Origin of the sequence: Bacillus sp. SIMBA_008 (genome assembly GCF_046535495.1) — a bacterium.
GTDB classification, from domain to species: Bacteria; Bacillota; Bacilli; order Bacillales; family Bacillaceae; genus Bacillus; species Bacillus subtilis.
The window spans coordinates 1-398 of record NZ_JAWRWL010000067.1; the positions used below are offsets into that span (position 1 = coordinate 1).

Sequence of the window (398 nt, forward strand, 5' to 3'; positions counted from 1 at the left end):
CAATTCCGCTTTTTCTCCAGCGGTGAAGCTTTCCATGACTCCTGAAATGTTGGAGAAGTGGCCGGGAAGAAACAGCATCAGCTTTTCTTTTCCTTCCCTTGTAAGTTCGATGCTGATTTTTCGTCTGTCACCGGTATGCCGGCTGCGGTTTACAAAGCCGTCCCGTGCGAGTCCGTCGATCAATCCGGTGATGGTCGCTTTGGTGACATTGGATTTTTTCGCCAGCTCCGTCGGACTCAGGCTGTGGCCGGGTTCGTCAAACAGAAACATTAAAATTTTGAATTTCCCTTCGGACAATCCGTGACTTGAGAAATAATGCTCCATGACCTGATTCATTTTTTTAGACATATCAAATAACGTCAAAAATGTTTTCAATGATTCAGCATCCATATCGGCGT

General features: G+C 45.7%; 1 protein-coding gene. It reads right to left on the reverse strand.

Annotated elements, in window-relative coordinates; genetic code table 11:
* Positions 1-398 (reverse strand): MarR family transcriptional regulator (locus tag SB658_RS22140; protein WP_410602345.1); only part of this gene is annotated, 398 nt, incomplete at both ends.